The 15970-nt window shown below is 45.8% G+C and carries 14 protein-coding genes and 2 tRNA genes; 1 reads left to right on the top strand and 15 read right to left on the bottom strand.

All coding sequences use genetic code 11. The annotated features are described in order from the left end of the window. Nucleotides 1–12: 12 nt before the first annotated feature. The 4 genes from M1B78_RS09130 to M1B78_RS09115 form a co-directional block, all read right to left on the bottom strand. Nucleotides 13–2961 carry a SusC/RagA family TonB-linked outer membrane protein gene (locus M1B78_RS09130; protein ID WP_257940479.1) on the bottom strand — a complete coding sequence of 983 codons (2949 nt, stop codon included), beginning with the start codon at nt 2959–2961 and terminating at the stop codon, nt 13–15. A gap of 302 nt (nt 2962–3263) precedes the next feature. After that, entirely contained in the window at nt 3264–4883 is a 1620-nt protein-coding gene (locus M1B78_RS09125; protein ID WP_016274428.1) for a DUF6377 domain-containing protein, read from the bottom strand. Between the two features lie 184 nt (nt 4884–5067). Further along, complete coding sequence (locus M1B78_RS09120) at nt 5068–5685, bottom strand: fumarylacetoacetate hydrolase family protein (RefSeq protein WP_136010328.1); 618 nt, start codon at nt 5683–5685, stop codon at nt 5068–5070. Then, entirely contained in the window at nt 5685–6341 is a 657-nt protein-coding gene (locus M1B78_RS09115) for a redox-sensing transcriptional repressor Rex (protein WP_136010327.1), read from the bottom strand. The genes M1B78_RS09120 and M1B78_RS09115 overlap by 1 nt, the downstream gene beginning before the upstream one ends. 149 nt (nt 6342–6490) lie before the next feature. Between M1B78_RS09115 and M1B78_RS09110 the strand changes: the two genes are divergently transcribed. Further along, nucleotides 6491–6838: a translation initiation factor gene (locus M1B78_RS09110; protein ID WP_257930854.1), complete on the top strand. Its 348-nt coding sequence runs from the start codon at nt 6491–6493 to the stop codon at nt 6836–6838. 112 nt (nt 6839–6950) lie between these two features. On the opposite strand, the gene tsf is transcribed toward M1B78_RS09110, so the two are convergent. From tsf to M1B78_RS09055, 11 genes are all read right to left on the bottom strand, one after another. Continuing rightward, nucleotides 6951–7943, bottom strand: a complete 993-nt coding sequence (tsf, locus tag M1B78_RS09105; RefSeq protein ID WP_136010325.1) for a translation elongation factor Ts — start codon at nt 7941–7943, stop codon at nt 6951–6953. Between the two features lie 122 nt (nt 7944–8065). Continuing rightward, nucleotides 8066–8902, bottom strand: a complete 837-nt coding sequence (rpsB, locus tag M1B78_RS09100) for a 30S ribosomal protein S2 (RefSeq protein WP_136010324.1) — start codon at nt 8900–8902, stop codon at nt 8066–8068. Nucleotides 8903–9074: 172 nt separating this feature from the next. Continuing rightward, entirely contained in the window at nt 9075–9461 is a 387-nt protein-coding gene (rpsI, locus tag M1B78_RS09095) for a 30S ribosomal protein S9 (RefSeq protein WP_005829603.1), read from the bottom strand. Nucleotides 9462–9467: 6 nt separating this feature from the next. Next, on the bottom strand, nt 9468–9929 hold the full coding sequence (gene rplM / locus M1B78_RS09090; RefSeq protein WP_176469011.1) for a 50S ribosomal protein L13: 462 nt from the start codon (nt 9927–9929) through the stop codon (nt 9468–9470). A gap of 336 nt (nt 9930–10265) precedes the next feature. Next, a complete protein-coding gene (locus M1B78_RS09085) occupies nt 10266–10757 on the bottom strand; it encodes a DUF4488 domain-containing protein (RefSeq protein ID WP_257940478.1) in 492 nt (163 codons plus the stop codon). A gap of 149 nt (nt 10758–10906) precedes the next feature. Continuing rightward, nucleotides 10907–12310, bottom strand: coding sequence for an asparagine--tRNA ligase (gene asnS / locus M1B78_RS09080; protein WP_257940477.1), 1404 nt, complete (start codon nt 12308–12310; stop codon nt 10907–10909). A 29-nt stretch (nt 12311–12339) separates the two neighbouring features. Continuing rightward, complete coding sequence (locus M1B78_RS09075; RefSeq protein ID WP_257940476.1) at nt 12340–13806, bottom strand: pseudouridine synthase; 1467 nt, start codon at nt 13804–13806, stop codon at nt 12340–12342. A gap of 136 nt (nt 13807–13942) precedes the next feature. Continuing rightward, nucleotides 13943–15289, bottom strand: a complete 1347-nt coding sequence (gene purB, locus M1B78_RS09070) for an adenylosuccinate lyase (RefSeq protein WP_136010321.1) — start codon at nt 15287–15289, stop codon at nt 13943–13945. Nucleotides 15290–15446: 157 nt separating this feature from the next. After that, nucleotides 15447–15521, bottom strand: a tRNA-Val gene (locus M1B78_RS09065). A 31-nt stretch (nt 15522–15552) separates the two neighbouring features. Beyond that, a tRNA-Val gene (locus M1B78_RS09060) sits at nt 15553–15627 on the bottom strand. Between the two features lie 121 nt (nt 15628–15748). Then, on the bottom strand, nt 15749–15970 hold a 222-nt coding region (locus tag M1B78_RS09055), incomplete at its 5' end, for a hypothetical protein (RefSeq protein WP_257940475.1).

Raw genomic sequence — 15970 nt, 5'->3', positions numbered from 1 at the left:
TGTTTTTAGTCATTAAAAATTAAGGTTAACTCCCAGCATGAACGTACGCGGACGCTGATAGATGTTTTTATCGATTCCGTCATAAAGCTCCGGATCAAGACCGGAGTATCCGCTCAAAGTGCATACATTCTGTACGGCGAAGGAGAGACGGAGCGATGTCCCGTCGTTCCACAGTTTATTGAACGTATGACCGATGGTGATATTGTCTATACGGAAGAAGTTGCCTCTCTCCAGGAAATGGTCGGTGAACTGGCGGTCTTGCGTAAACTTGTTTTCGAGCGTAGAACGCAGGATGTTGCTGGAAACGCCGTTGCTGCCATAGAGTGCATCCAAGGAGTTGGAAGCAGCCACATAGTTATAGACATAGAAACCGAAGCTACCGTGTCCGTTGATGCCCAAATCCCAATTCTTGTAGGACAGACGGGTGGACAGACCGCAATAGTAAGGGGCCTTGGAACTCTTACCAGTGACGTACTTGTTAGAGTCTTCTTCGCTAGAAGTGATGGAGCCGTCTTTGGCAATGTATTTACCGTCCAGCGGCTGTCCGTTTTCGTCATAAGCTTGCTTCAGTAGATAGTAGGTATTCGGAGTCTCTCCTACCATGTGTACTTGCAGATAGCGGCCTGTACCTCCGGCGTTACCTGTCTTTACGTAGTTGCTCTCGTTGTCGATGGTGTTCAGCTTGGTAATCTTTGAGGCATTCCAAGTGAAGTTACCGCTGATGTTCCATTCCCAATCTTTGGTCTGGATGGGAACCAAGTTCACACCGATTTCAAGACCTTTGCTTTCCATATCACCGATGTTGGTTTCGATACGGTTGGTGAAGTTACTGCCGGCAGGTACAAAAATGTCGTTCAGCAGGTCTTTCGTGTTACGCCAGTAGTAGTCAATCGTACCCGAGATGCGGTTGTTCAAGAAACCGTAGTCGATACCGATGTTGTAAGTTTCCGTAGTCTCCCATTTAATGTTGGGATCGTAGCCGTTGGGGCGGTAGGTGGTGTACCACTTGTTACCGAACAAGTATCTGGACTCATCGTAAGATGCAGTATAGGTGGACAAATGCTGGTAGTAGGAACCGATGGACTGCTGGCCGGTCTGACCGTAGCTCAAACGGAGTTTTAGGTCGGACATTACTTTGTTGTCTGCCAAGAAAGCCTCATCGTTCACACGCCATGCAGCGGCTACGGAAGGGAAGTAGCCCCAACGGGTCTCGGGCGAGAAGCGAGAAGAAGCATCGGCACGTAACGTAGCAGTCAGCATATAACGCTGTTTCCAAGAGTAGTTCAATCGACCGTAGAAGGAGAGCAGGTAGAGTTCAGCTTCCTCGTGCTTGGGAGAGGTAAGATCCTCACCCTTGGTGTCGGTAGTGGTATCATGGTTCTTGTACCAGAAACGTTGCCAGCCGTAACCAGCCATGGCATTGAGGTTATGGTCGTTGAAGTCTTTGGCATAGTTGGCGTAGAAGTCGAGTAGTGTATTGCGTTTGTCGTTATGATATGTATAACGCTTTCCGGTACCATCCTGTTCGTTGCCGGTGTACATGGCGGGGGCCAAGTCAGGCATGTTATCGTGTTTGTCTTCCGTCAGGAAATCATACCCCATGTTCAGGTTCAGTCGAAAGTCTTCAAAACCGTGTATTTTATAATCGAGGGCAATATTACCGATGGAGCGTTTGGTATTGTTCTGCTTGTCGGCAAGTTCCAAGTCGGAGACGGGGTTTGAGGCAGCTAGCGTGATGGGGGTATTACTTACACCCATCCACATATAGTACCCCAAACCTACATTACCGTCATAGTTCTGATATACAGGGCGTGTAGGGTCGAAACCTACGGCACTTCCGATGACACTGGTGGAAACCGGCTTTTCGTCCTCGATGCTACCCTTGATATTGATGTCAACAGAGAGATGCTTGTCGAAGAACTTGGGCGACAAACCGATACTGGCATTGAGGCGCTGGTAGTTGTTGTTTTTCAACGTACCGTTCTGGTTGGTATAGCCCACGGACACGCGGTAAGGCATATTCTTCAAAGCACCAGTCATGGAGAGGTTGTGGTCTGTACCCATTGCCACGCGGTAGATTTCATCCTGCCAGTCGGTATTGACATCACCCAGCTTGAAAGCCTCCGGAGCATTGGCATACTTGGCAAAGGCTTCGCGATATTCGGAAGCGGAAAGTACATCCAGTTTCTTATACACATTGCCCACCGCCACGTTGGCACTGTAGCTGAAAGAGGGACGTGAAACACCGTCGGTGTTTCCTTTCTTCGTAGTGATAATGATGACACCGTTGGAGGCACGCGAACCGTAGATGGCTGTTGCCGAAGCATCTTTCAATACCGTAAACGAAGCAATGTCATTCGGGTTGATAGAGCTGATGGAGGCGTTGCTGACAGGCACACCGTCGATAACTATCAGTGGGTCGTTGTCTGCTGACAAAGAAGCTCCCATACGGATACGGATGGTACCGCCGCTGCCCGGAGCACCGCTGCCCGGTACAATGTTCACACCGGCAACCTTACCCACCAGAGCGTCTTCGGCAGTCAATTGCTTTCCTTTGTTCAGCTCGTCCGGCTTCACAGTTAGCAGAGAACCAGTGACATCTCCTTTCTTCACTTGACCATAACCGATTACAACGACTTCGTCCAGCATCTCCGTGTCTTCCTGCAAAGTGATGACGAGCGGTGTATTGCTGCCGGTAACCGTCAGTTCCTGGCCCTTAAAACCGATACATGTAATGGAGAGAATATCATTGACGGCAGCTTTCAAAGTAAAGTTACCGTCCACATCAGAGATAGTTCCCACAGAGGTACTCTTTATCAAGATGTTAGCCCCAATCAGTGGTTCACCTGTGTGGTCTTTCACATGTCCTTTCACTGCAATATCTTGTGCCGAAAGTGACAAAGACAAGAGCAATCCCAGCAACGGGAGAATACTCTTTGCGATTTTAATCATGCTTTTCATATAATACAATATATAGTTAATAAAAATAATGTTTGCCAAGAAAAGGAACCAAGCACGCCCGGTTCCATGCAATCCTTATACCCAATCTTCTTAACTAATACTTATCAAAAAACTACAGTTAACTTTAATCTTTTGTCGATGTTGCAAAGGTATATGATTAACTGTCCCGCGAAAAAGGCGAGTAGAAGCTTAAAGTAGACGCAAGCAGATTAGCTTTATCTATAAAACATTAAAAAACAGCATATTGTGAAAATCAGCAGAAAGTAAGAAAGTAGATTCACATAAAGGGCATAGGAGGAGTTTTACCCTATTTTCTGCACCATATTCAGGAAATCTTCTTTAGAAAGAAAGGATTTGCTCCGCACTTTCAAGCGGTAATTATATACGGTCTGCGAAGAGTAATGCAGGAAGGTGGCAATCTTTCCGCTATCTGAAATTCCCAACCGAATCAAGGCAAACACACGGAGTTCCGGAGTCAGCAGTTCGCCCTCTTTAGGATAGATGCGCTCGTTCTCCTGCAAAAGGTTATTAAAGTCGTTCACAAACTTAGGATAGAGTTTCAGGAAGACGCTGTCGAACGTATGGAAGAATTCTTTCAACTCGCCGGTGACAAAGGTGGTGGAGTGGATGGTTTTCACCAGGTCGTCCAGCTGCCCGGCCTTCACTTTCCTTGCCAGCATCTTGCGGAATTCTTCCTGCTTGTCTATATAGACGGAACACATGTTGAAGACGTAGCCGATGTACTCCTCCTTCACACGGTTCGACTCCTGCAACCGAGCATTCAGTTCCTGCAAGTCACCGTTGATGTGCTTCAATTCCTTGTTCATGTCATCCATGGTCTTTCTGGCAAGGGAAAGGCGCTTCATCTGATGATAAATATAGACCAAGGCCACCAGCAATACTGCCGCCAGGATGGATATCCATATAAATAAGGTGACCAGCTGTTCTTTTTCCTCATGCAACTTGGCCTCGTAGGTGGAGTTGATGACGGGCAACATCCCCGAAATCTCCATCGTACGGTAGCGAGCATTACAGAAGGTAGCATCTTGCATGGAGCATTCCATATAGGTATACGCACGTTCTATGTCGCCCTCGCCATAGAGCAGGTTGGCAAGTTTCCAAAGCGAAATGTATTCCTTTGTTCCGCTTTGCACGTCGGCTATTGCCGAGATGGTAAGATATTTCTTTTCCTGCTTGTGGTCTCCTTTGGCACCATAAACGCTTGCCAATGCAACAGAAGGAATGGCAAGGCTGAAGTCCTTCTGGCTATGGATATCATAGCAACCCTCCAAAACACCTATGGCTTCGTCATACTTACCCTCATACAGTAGTTTGTCGCCCAAAGTCAGTTGATAGCCTTGCGAATCGGGACGCTTCACACGCAGAATGGAGTCTTTGTACTGATATGCCAGCCGGGAGTATGACGCCTGCAATTCTTCTGAAAAAGCATAGGATGCCATCAGCGTGTACACTTTATGATAAAGATTATAGTAGTAGAACATATCTATCGCACCCAGTTCCTCCTGGGGAATGTCTTCCAAAATTTCCAGTCCTTCCTTATACATTCCTGTACCAATCATCACCTCTGCCACACGCATACGGGCAGAGTAGAGATGCGATGCTACGGACATACGCTGGGCTACTTCCACGCAACGATTTGCTGCCCACAAGGCAGAGTCCATGCGGTAGGCGCTGTATTTGCCGAACAACTCCTGGTAGATTTCCAGTAATTCCGCATCGGAACGGGTAGCCTTCAGCTGGCACTGCAAGGCATTAATTTGAGACTGACGTTCCAGTGTATATCGTTCACGCCCCTGCACAGATGCATCAAGCACCCGAAGCAATGAATCCACCTCTCTATCTTGGCAGAATAAAGGCATAGTGCAAAACAAAGCGAAAAGGATGGCAAACAAACGTTTCATGCAGTACGGTTTCTCTGTCTATAGTTCAAGATTACATCACAAAAGTAAACATTTACCCGTTGATTACAAAGTTCTTTGGACAAAAGATGTTTGGACGAAATTAGTAAAGGGGTACTTTAGCTTTATAAAGCAGAAGTTTAGTAAGCTAACATAGAGGTTTACGGACAAAAATCCCGAATGCTGCTCAGCGGATATTGAAGTCAAGTACTTTCTCTTCCCCAAGATAGCCCTGCAAATGCTGTCCGATGCTGACGGGACCTACTCCCACAGGGGTACCCGTGAACAGCAAGTCACCGATTTTCAAGGTCATGAAGCGGCTGACATAAGCAATGATTTCATCTACCTGAAAAAGCATATCCGATGTATGACCGCGTTGCACCTCCTTATCATCAATCGTCAAATGGAAGTCCAAATTCTGTACATTGCCGCCCACTTGTTCCAAAGGGACAAAGGTGCCGATAGCTGCCGAATTGTCGAAACCTTTGCAAAGCTCCCACGGATTACCCGCCTCACGGAACTTACGTTGCAAGTCGCGTGCTGTGAAGTCGATGCCCACCGTCACCGCATCGTAATAGCGATGCGCAAAACGGGGTGCAATGTTCTTTCCCAAACGGCAGATGCGTACGACCACTTCCGTCTCGTAATGCACCTCATCAGAAAAGTCGGGGATAAAGAAAGGCTTGCCATCTTTCAGAATGGCCGAATCGGGTTTCAAGAAAATAACCGGTTCATTATTCTCGTGTGTATGTCCCAGCTCCTTGTTGTGCAGAGCATAGTTCATTCCTACAGCAATAATCTTCATTACTTGATTTCGTTAAAGTTCAGTCTGTTAAACATTACAGCCAGATGGGCATAAAGGGAAGTGTTCTGCACGACAATGTTTTCGGGAACACGGATACGGAACGGAGTGAAGTTCCATACAGCCTTGATACCGCCCTCTACCATGGAATCCGTTATCTGCTGGGCTATTTCGATAGGCACCGTCAACACGCCTATATTGACATCGTACTCCTGCATCTTCTGCTTGAACTTGTCCGAGTGATAGATGGGGATGCCACTCAACGTAGTACCCACCAGTTCGGGCTTCACATCGAAAGCAGCCACAATCTCCAAGCCGAAATGGCTCAGACCCGAGTCGCGCAACAAGGCACCTCCCAAACTTCCTACACCAAACAGAAAGGCTTTGTGCATATTTGTAAATCCCAAAAAATCCTCCAGTACAGCTATCAGTGTATCCACTTCATAGCCCACACGCGTACGCCCCGAGATATTGACATACGAAAGGTCTTTGGCAATCTGTGAAGCATCAATATTGATTTCCTTGGAAATCTGGGTGGATGATACGAATCGCTCCCCCTTTTGTTTCAGCAACTTTACATTGGAAAGATACCACGGAAGTCGGCGCAAGGTAGGCTCCGGCACCTTCATGGTTTCTTTTTTCTGTAACGTACTGCTCATAGTTCCTTATTTAAGTTCTCAATATTGTGATTGACAAAAGTAATGCTTTTTTCTAATCCGTGATACGGATGCAACAAAAGCTTAACATAATTTCTAATTGCATAATTCCACACAATATTGTACTTTTGGAAAGTCTAAAAGAAAGAAATATGAAAAATAATGATTGGAAAGACCGGTTGAATATAGTCTATTCCACCAATCCGGACTACAACTATGAGATGAGCGACGACAAGGAGGAAACTACCCTTCCCCCCACACAACAACGCTTGCGCGTACAACTGGACCGCAAGAACCGGGGTGGCAAAGTCGTCACCCTTGTCACCGGCTTCGTGGGCACCGATAATGACTTGAAAGAACTGGGCAAATTGCTGAAAAGCAAATGTGGAGTAGGCGGAAGTGCCAAAGATGGAGAAATCATCGTGCAAGGCGACTTCAAGCAGAGAGTCATCGAACTGCTGAAATCAGAAGGATACACGCAGACCAAACCCGTGGGATGAACTCAAGCATATCCTCCGCTTCAAAACAACCGAAAAGACACAAAAAAAGTGACCGTTCAGGATTTACTCCCAATACGGTCACTTCTTTTTATTAAATCGTCTCTAAGCGGAATTATTCAGCACGCAAAGTAAAACGCTTGAAGTCAACAACCTTCAATTCAGGATCAGCTTCCTTCAATACTTCTCTAACTGTCTTCTTACCGTCCATGATGTCTTCCTGGTTCAGCAAGCAAACTTCCTTCAAGAACTTGCCAAGACGCCCCTTAGCAATATTCTGAATCATTTGTTCGGGCAGGTTTGCAGCCTTCTCGGCAGAAACAGTAGCAATGATTTCCTTTGCCTTTGCCACGTCTTCAGCAGTAATCCAGCCTTTAGCCATGTTGCTTTCCATGTGGTCTTCGCTGTCCACGTGAGCCGGATTGATACCAGCCTTTTTTAAAGCAGCTTCAACAGCCTTCTGTACTTGTTCAGCTTTTGTCTTTTCGATAGCAACATCAATTTCCTTCTGTTTGATTTCTTCAGATACGCCGTCTTCGTCTACTGCAATCGGACTCATAGCAGCAATCTGCATGGCAACCTGCTTAGCCAATCCTTCTTCAACAGCCTTGTTGAAAGCAACGATGGTGCAGAGACCGTTTCTGTTCATGTGGTTATAGACTACAGTGCTTGCGCCTTCTACAGTCATGTAACCATCCAACTCCATCTTCTCGCCAGTGATACCGCTACGGTCTGTTACTGCATCCTGTACAGTACCGTTACCCATCGGCAGAGCTTTTACTTCGTCCAAAGTCTTGCACTTGTTAGCTACGGCAAGGTCTAGAATATCTTGAGTCAGTTTCACGAAATCAGCATTCTGAGCCACGAAGTCAGTTTCGCACTTCAGAGCGATGACAACGGCAAAGTCACCCGTAGTCTTAGCCAGCACACAGCCTTCAGAAGCCTCGCGGTCTGAACGCTTAGCTGCAACAGCTTGTCCCTTCTTACGGATAATTTCCATTGCCTTGTCGAAATCGCCTTCAGCTTCTGTCAAAGCATTCTTGCAATCCATCATACCAGCACCGGTCATCTTGCGGAGCTTGGTTATATCAGCCATACTTACAGCCATAATATCTTTCTATTTTAATTGTTAATAATATCTTTATAAAGTAATTGAGAGCTGAGAATAGAGAATTGAGAATTGCTGTAAAGTAACTCTCAACTTTCAATTCTCAACTCTCAACAGTATGATTAAGCCTCTTCTTCTTCCTTCATGAAAGCAGCAGCCTTAGCAGCATTGATTGCTTCCTCATCGGACTTGTCGAGTCTTGCTTTTGTAGCTTTCTTCTTGCCTTTGTTTGCAGGAGCTTCACCGGCAGCTTCCATATCTACCTTTTCAGCCTTACGTTCTTCCAGACCTTCCTGCATAGCAGCGCAGCAAGCATCAAGAATCACCTCTACAGACTTAGTAGCATCATCATTTGCCGGGATTACGAAATCGATGTTTGTAGGATCGGAGTTTGTATCAACGATACCGAATACGGGAATACCCAGACGGTTAGCTTCACGAACTGCGATGTTTTCCTTCATCACGTCGATAACGAACAGGGCAGACGGCAGACGAGTCAGGTCAGCGATAGAGCCTAAAGTCTTGTCCAATTTTGCACGTTGACGTGAAATCTGAAGAATCTCTCTTTTGGAGAGGTTTGAATAGGTACCGTCGTTAGTCAACTTGTCGATGGTAGCCATCTTCTTCACAGCCTTACGGATAGTCGGGAAGTTAGTCAACATACCACCCGGCCAACGCTCGATTACATAAGGCATATTTACAGATGCAGCCTTGTCGGCAACCACCTGCTTAGCTTGTTTTTTAGTAGCAACAAACAGGACTTTCTTTCCTGATTTAGCGATTTGCTTCAAAGCTTCAGCAGCTTCGTCAATTTTAGCAACCGTCTTGTTGAGGTCAATGATATGAATACCATTGCGCTCCATGAAGATGTAAGGAGCCATTGCAGGGTTCCACTTTCTTTTCAAGTGACCGAAGTGGCAACCGGCTTCCAATAATGTATCAAAATTTGTTCTAGACATTTTCTTTTAAATTAATCGTTTACTTTCTTTTTTGTTTCTTCTAAACCAACCGCCGGGTAGTCTGAATCTGAAGAGTCCCGGTAGTTTAGATACTAAACGCTTTTTCAGTTGAGAGTTGAGAGGTGAAAGTTGAGAATTAAGCAACTTGTCCGCCCCAACCGTTCTCCAACTCTTAACGTTTACTGAACTGGAATCTACGACGTGCTTTCGGTTGTCCCGGTTTCTTACGTTCAACAGAACGAGGATCACGAGTCATGAAGCCTTCAGAACGGAGAGCAGCCTTGTCCTCAGCATTGATTTTCACCAGTGCGCGGGCAATTGCCAAACGCAAAGCCTGAGACTGTCCGGTGAAACCGCCACCGCAGAGATTAACTTTGATGTCGTACTTTTCAGCAACACCCAGCTTGTTCAACGGCTGTTTAACTACATACTGAAGAATGCTTGATGGAAAGTACTCTGCGAGGTCTCTCTTATTAATAGTAATCTTTCCGGTACCTTCGCTTACGAAAATACGTGCAATTGCACTTTTACGTCTGCCTAATGCATTTACTACTTCCATTATCTCTTATTTAAGTACGTTAATATCAATCATTTTCGGGTTCTGTGCCTCGTGTTTGTGCTCGCTGCCGGCATATACATACATATTACCCAGCAATTGTGCGCCCAACTTGTTTTTAGGCAACATACCCTTTACTACTTTTCTCAGCAACTTGTCATCACCGTTCGGTTTTGCCTGCAAACGAGCAGGAGTGATTTCTCTCTGACCGCCGGGATAACCTGTATATGACAGATATACCTTGTCATTCCACTTGTTACCGGTTAATTTTACTTTGTCGGCATTGATAATGATTACATTATCGCCGCAATCTACGTGAGGAGTAAAGTTAGGTTTATACTTTCCTCTCAACAGTTTCGCAACTTTTGCGCCCAGACGGCCCAACACCTGGTCTGTAGCGTCAACAATGACCCATTCTTTAGTCACTGTAGCCTTGTTTGCAGAAATGGTCTTGTAACTTAAAGTATCCACTCTTAATTGTTTTTTAAATGTTACTACTAAATGTTTCTCTTCACCGCAAGCCAATCATCCCGGACAATGAAAGATTAACTCACTATGAATTAAATGCTTATCCTTTTGAGATAATAATCGGCTTGCAAAGGTACGGTTTTTCTTAGAACTGGCAAAAGTTTTCCACTTTTTTTTAGAGAGCCACTTGGCTGATATACAATAGACAAGGTTATCCTGCGGAGAAACGGAAGAATCTCCGTAGGACAACTCTTTAGGATAAGCCTTTCATCGGCCGATACCGTCATAAAAGGCTTTTAAAGTTATATTGAGAAAGAAACGTGAAAAGGGGTAAAAGCATCAGCGGACAATGTCTTCAGGGAATTTCGAAGGCATATCTATCCGCTTCCATGTTTCATGAAACCATGTATTCAGTTCATTCCCATTCAAATCCTTGGCTATAAAATACTTCAGATACATCACCCCATCATCCCCTATTTCAAATTCCAAGATATTGTCTTTATGGTCCAGCATGGGCAGATGGATGTTTTTCTCGATGCTTTCTTTATAAGAATTATCCGTCAGCCGTTGATAAGTACCATATCCCGTAATGATGGCATCCTTGCCCGGAATAATCGTAAAATTAACAATGCGACCATCATCGCTTAGCACCTTAAAGGTATTACTCGGTTTCAATATCCCGGGCACATCCGGGATTTCGGACACATAATGACATAACTGCCAAATTCCTGCCAAATCTGCAGGCTTAAACTTTATACTCTCCTGCGCATTGGATTCCACTACCGCAAACAGCACCGCCGCCAGCATGGTAAAGAAATAGTTTCGTTTCATATTCGTATGATATTGGTTAACGTTATGCCATTCCATCAGACACAAATATAAAGATTTATTTCGAGATTGTAACACTTTTAGATACAAAAAAAAGCCGCACAAACAACAAAATGTTTGTGCGGTCTTATATAATCCGTATGTTCCGAGAACTAAAACTCAGCGTTACGCGGCGTACGCGGGAACGGTATGACATCACGGATATTTGTCATGCCCGTCACGAACAGCAACAGACGCTCAAAGCCCAAACCGAATCCGGAGTGGGGACACGTACCAAACTTACGGGTATCAAGATACCACCACATATCTTTCATCGGTATATGGAGTTCGTCAATACGCGTCATCAGCTTGTTGTAATCCGACTCACGCTCGGAACCGCCAATAATTTCACCAATCTTCGGGAAGAGCACATCCATAGCACGCACAGTCTTGCCGTCTTCGTTCTGTTTCATATAGAACGCCTTGATTTCCTTAGGATAGTCAGTCAGGATAACCGGACGCTTGAAGTGGTCTTCCACCAGATAGCGCTCATGTTCGGAAGCCAAGTCAACTCCCCAGTATACCGGAAATTCAAACTTATGTCCTTTGGCAACAGCCTCTTCCAGTATCTTGATACCTTCCGTATAAGGCAGGCGCACGAAGCTTTCTTTCAAGACACCTTGCAGACGCTCAATCAACCCTTTGTCGAACATGTCATTGAGGAACTTCACGTCATCGGCACAGTTGTCCAAAGCCCACCGCACACAATGCTTGATGAAGTCTTCCGCCAAATCCATATTGTCCGTAATATCATTGAACGCCACTTCCGGCTCAATCATCCAGAACTCCGCCAAGTGGCGGGGAGTATTGGAGTTCTCGGCACGGAATGTAGGACCGAATGTATAGATGGCTCCCAATGCAGTAGCAGCAAGTTCACCTTCCAACTGCCCGGAAACCGTCAGACTGGCCTGCTTCCCGAAAAAGTCGTCGTCATAAATAATGGAACCGTTCTCATCTTTCTTCAAGTCATACAGATTCTTCGTAGTCACCTGGAACATCTGTCCGGCACCCTCACAATCGGAAGCCGTGATGATTGGGGTATGGAAATAAAAGAATCCTCTGTCATGGAAGAACTTGTGGATGGCAATTGCCATGTTATGACGAATACGGAACACCGCACCGAACGTATTGGTACGAGGACGCAGATGAGCTATTTCACGGAGGAACTCCATGGAATGGCCTTTCTTCTGCAACGGATACGTGTTATCGCAAGTTCCCAGCACTTCGATTTCGCGGGCCTGCACTTCGGCCTTCTGACCGGAACCGACAGATTCCGTCAGCACACCGTTTACACTCAAACAAGCACCGGTAGTAATCTCTTTCAGCATCTCTTCATCGAAGTTGCCCAAATCCACTACAATCTGCACATTATTTATTGTAGAACCGTCATTCAGCGCGATAAAGTTTACTTGCTTACTACCTCTGCGGGTACGAACCCATCCCTTCACATTGACCATAGCGCCAAAATCCTCACACTTCAGCAGGTCAATAATCTTTGTTCTACTAATCTTTTCCATAAAACAGTTATTATACCTTATTATATATATTACTCAAAAGATCCCATGCGCAGGAAGTTCACCTCTTGTTCCGTGAGATAACGCCATTCACCGCGGCGCAGGCCTTTCTTGGTTAAACCGGCAAAATAAACACGATCCAGCTTCATCACCTTGTATCCCAACGACTCGAAAATACGACGTACGATACGGTTCTTACCAGAGTGAATTTCGATGCCGACATCATCTTTCTTAAAGTCATCCGTATAACTGATGGCATCTGCACGAATTTCCCCGTCATCCAATTGGATACCGGCGGCAATCTGCTCCATATCGGCTTTTGTCAGATTCTTATCCAAATGCACATGATATATTTTCTTTTTCAGATACTTGGGATGCGTCAGCTTAGAGGCCAGGTCACCATCATTTGTCAGCAGCAATACGCCTGTAGTATTGCGGTCCAGACGACCTACCGGATAGATACGTTCGTTGCAAGCACCTTTCACCAAATCCATCACCGTGCGACGTGCTTGAGGATCATCCGAAGTAGTCACTGTATCTTTAGGCTTGTTCAGCAGGACGTAAATCTTACGTTCGATGCTGACCGTCTGGTCATGGAACTTCACTTCATCGCCACGCTTAATCTTGGTTCCCAATTCCGTCACCACCTCTCCATTTACAGAAACAACTCCGGCAGTGATGAATTCATCAGCCTCGCGACGGGAACAGACACCGGCATTAGCCAGGAATTTGTTCAGACGGATAGGCTCGTTCGGGTCTACAAACTGCTCCTTATATTCTATCTGTTTCTTCTTGCTGTACTTAGCATTGGGATCATAATCGGCTGAACGACGGATAGGACGGCTATAGCTGTCTCTATTACCGTATCCACCCGGTCTTCCACCACCCGAATTGAAGCGCGGACGATAAGGACGATCACCACCTTCATTATTGTAGCGAGGACGCTGCGGACGGTCGCCATCTTCGCTGTTATAGCGCGGACGATAGGGACGGTCTGTATTACAAGAGCGGTCGCTGTTATAAGGACGTTGCGGACGGTCAACACCTTCATTGCCATAGCGCGGGCGCTGCGGACGGTCACTGTTATAAGAGCGTTGCGGACGGTCGCCACCTTCGCTGCTATAGCGCGGACGATAGGGACGGTCGCCCGAATTGTTTCCATAAGGACGTTGCGGACGGTCACCGCCTTCGCTGTTATAGCGCGGACGATAGGGACGGTCGCTATTATCGTTATTGTAACGAGGACGCTGCGGACGGTCACCATTGTCTGCACCGACATTAAAGCGCGGACGATAAGGACGGTCACTGTTATAAGGACGCTGCGAACGATCACCGTTCTCACTGTTAAATCTAGGGCGATAAGGACGGTCGCCATTATCACGGTTGTAAGACGGGCGGCTGTAGCCACCCTCCTTGCTGAATTGGTTACCATCGCGGCCGGCACCTGAGTTCTCCTCTGAGAAAGAAGCATCACGCCAAATTTCGTTTTCTGTACTCATTGTTTTTTATTCGAATAAAATTAAACCTTGGCCTCACGGCCATTCATTGTCTCTATTATACCTTGAATTTTATATGTTTCTATAACAATTGCCGGACTAAAAAGTTAAAATTCATCCGGCACACCTCTGTGATTACTTAAATTCCCGTATAAGTATGGGGAGTAATCACCCGCAATTCTTTCTTTATCTCTTCACTTACACTCAGCCCTTCTATAAATTCCTTGATGGACACTTCCGTAATGGCCTGATTGGTACGAGTCAGCGCTTTCAACGCTTCATAGGGATGCGGATAAGCCTCACGGCGCAGGATGGTCTGGATAGCTTCGGCCACCACACTCCAGCAGTTGTCCAGGTCACGGTAGATAGCCGGCTCGTTCAGCAGCAGCTTGCGCAAGCCCTTCAAGGAACTTTGTATGGCAATAATGATATGCCCGAACGGCATACCCACATTTCGGAGTACAGTAGAGTCCGTCAAGTCACGCTGCAAACGAGAAACCGGCAGTTTCACCGCCAAGTGTTCAAGAATGGCATTCGCCATGCCCAAGTTTCCTTCCGCATTTTCAAAGTCAATCGGGTTCACCTTGTGCGGCATCGCACTGGAGCCCACTTCACCGGCTTTAATCTTCTGCTTGAAGTATTCCATAGATATATATTGCCAGAAATCACGGTTCATATCAATCATCACCGTATTGATGCGCTTCATGGCATCAAAAATAGCAGACAGATTATCGTAATTGGATATCTGGGTAGTATACTCCTCGCGTTCCAAACCAAGTTTTTCGGAAACGAACTTATCGCCGAACACCTTCCAGTCATATTCCGGATAAGCCACATGATGGGCATTATAATTACCCGTAGCGCCACCGAACTTTGCTGTCACCGGACAAGCCTTCAGCGTTGCCAGCTGGCGTTCCAGACGGTAGACAAACACCATTATTTCCTTACCCAAACGGGTAGGCGAAGCCGGTTGCCCGTGCGTCTTGGCAAGCATGGGAATAGCAGCCCACTCTTCCGCATAAGTGCGGAGTTGCGCTATCAGTTCCTCTATTTGGGGATAATACACTTGCTCCAGCGCTTCCTTTACAGACAAAGGAACAGACGTATTGTTGATGTCTTGTGAAGTCAAGCCGAAATGGATGAACTCCTTATAGTCGTCCATACCACCCAATTTGTCAAACTCTTCTTTCAAGAAATACTCCACAGCCTTCACATCATGGTTCGTCACGCTCTCAATGTCCTTAATGCGTTGTGCGTCGGCTTCGGAAAAATTACGATAAATGTTTCTCAAGGTTTCGAAAACACCTTTATCCACCCCTTTCAACTGCGGCAAAGGCAGCTCACACAGCGTGATAAAGTACTCCACTTCAACCTGTACACGGTATTTAATCAGTGCAAATTCTGAGAAATAGGCAGACAAAACATCCGTTTTGCCTCTGTATCGACCGTCAATCGGAGAGATTGCGGTAAGTAAATCAAGTTTCATACGTCGTATTTATGATGATAATTATCGGATTGCAAAATTACTGCTTTTTTCTGAGTAACAAGACATAAAGGATAAAGATTTTAAGAAAAGGAAGTCAATGGATAAAAAAAATGGCCTTACAATCGCTTGCAAGACCACTTTCGAACAAAATTTCCAGTGGGCGTTGACGGATTCGAACCGCCGACCCTCTGCTTGTAAGGCAGATGCTCTGAACCAGCTGAGCTAAACGCCCTTTTGATGAACGAAAGTGTTTTGGATTTTTGTGGGCGTTGACGGATTCGAACCGCCGACCCTCTGCTTGTAAGGCAGATGCTCTGAACCAGCTGAGCTAAACGCCCGTACACTTCCGTTTCAAAAGCGATGCAAAGATACAGCTTATTTTGATATTACCAAAACTTTTGCATAATATTTTTCGATATTTTTTTAACCAATTAATAATATACTCTGATTTTCAAATACTTATACTATTATTTTTTTTTGCTTCATTTTCCGGATTACCTTTGCCGGATTGCCAACGGCTATGCTATCGGATAAAGTTTCTTCTTTTGCTTCATACAGAGACTCAACCCTAAGCCAAGACAGGGAAATAAGCCCAGTATAACAAAAGGAGGTTGTGTCAAAATGCTGGCACAACCTTTTTTTATGCGCAAAGCCCGGACTTTCCCAAGCCCAGGCTTTGTT

The sequence above is a fragment of the Bacteroides muris (ex Fokt et al. 2023) genome (genome assembly GCF_024704895.1).
Lineage (GTDB): Bacteria > Bacteroidota > Bacteroidia > Bacteroidales > Bacteroidaceae > Bacteroides > Bacteroides muris.
The sequence above is the reverse complement of the archived record's forward strand: the minus strand, read 5'-3'. Positions and strand labels throughout refer to the sequence as shown.

Bases quoted from the DNA above. Each gene is read 5' to 3' on its own strand.
- purB (WP_136010321.1), bottom strand. From the start codon at position 15,289: ATGAAACTTGATTTACTTACCGCAATCTCTCCGATTGACGGTCGATAC.
- M1B78_RS09115 (WP_136010327.1), bottom strand. From the start codon at position 6,341: ATGAGCAGTACGTTACAGAAAAAAGAAACCATGAAGGTGCCGGAGCCT.
- M1B78_RS09085 (WP_257940478.1), bottom strand. From the start codon at position 10,757: ATGAAACGAAACTATTTCTTTACCATGCTGGCGGCGGTGCTGTTTGCG.
- M1B78_RS09075 (WP_257940476.1), bottom strand. From the start codon at position 13,806: ATGAGTACAGAAAACGAAATTTGGCGTGATGCTTCTTTCTCAGAGGAG.
- M1B78_RS09125 (WP_016274428.1), bottom strand. From the start codon at position 4,883: ATGAAACGTTTGTTTGCCATCCTTTTCGCTTTGTTTTGCACTATGCCT.
- rpsI (WP_005829603.1), bottom strand. From the start codon at position 9,461: ATGGAAGTAGTAAATGCATTAGGCAGACGTAAAAGTGCAATTGCACGT.
- M1B78_RS09110 (WP_257930854.1), top strand. From the start codon at position 6,491: ATGAAAAATAATGATTGGAAAGACCGGTTGAATATAGTCTATTCCACC.
- tsf (WP_136010325.1), bottom strand. From the start codon at position 7,943: ATGGCTGTAAGTATGGCTGATATAACCAAGCTCCGCAAGATGACCGGT.
- M1B78_RS09120 (WP_136010328.1), bottom strand. From the start codon at position 5,685: ATGAAGATTATTGCTGTAGGAATGAACTATGCTCTGCACAACAAGGAG.
- asnS (WP_257940477.1), bottom strand. From the start codon at position 12,310: ATGGAAAAGATTAGTAGAACAAAGATTATTGACCTGCTGAAGTGTGAG.
- M1B78_RS09130 (WP_257940479.1), bottom strand. From the start codon at position 2,961: ATGAAAAGCATGATTAAAATCGCAAAGAGTATTCTCCCGTTGCTGGGA.
- rpsB (WP_136010324.1), bottom strand. From the start codon at position 8,902: ATGTCTAGAACAAATTTTGATACATTATTGGAAGCCGGTTGCCACTTC.